The sequence below is a fragment of the Mesorhizobium sp. M4B.F.Ca.ET.203.01.1.1 genome (genome assembly GCF_004791025.1).
GTDB lineage: Bacteria > Pseudomonadota > Alphaproteobacteria > Rhizobiales > Rhizobiaceae > Mesorhizobium > Mesorhizobium abyssinicae.
Genome location: NZ_SRUO01000179.1, coordinates 1 through 305, shown reverse-complemented (window position 1 = coordinate 305; position 305 = coordinate 1). Strand labels below are relative to the sequence as shown.

General features: G+C 54.4%; 1 protein-coding gene. It reads left to right on the top strand.

Annotated features, from left to right (window positions below; genetic code table 11):
- On the top strand, positions 1-273 hold a 273-nt coding region (locus EN846_RS35535), incomplete at its 5' end, for a hypothetical protein (RefSeq protein WP_189587210.1).
- Positions 274-305: the final 32 nt, after the last annotated feature.

The following is a 305-nucleotide window of genomic DNA, read 5'->3' as shown; positions in this document are numbered from 1 at the left end:
CCACAATTTCCCAAGGAGCTTCTGGATACCTACGACACAGCAGAAGCTGCGCTGCACATGAATGTCATTCGCCTGCGTCACCAAGTTTACGCTCATTCTGACTCCCAGAGCTACTATGTTCGACCCTGGCGATCCGACTACCATAGCGATATCGAGCAGGTGCCGATCTTGGAGTTCGATGCGGCGAGTACCCAAACGCTGGTTACGATGTCCCAGAAGATGATGGCGGCCATTGGCACGGCGATGCATCAGATAAAGGCTCGGTATCCTTAGATCGGTCACTGCGATGCAACCCCACGTCCGAC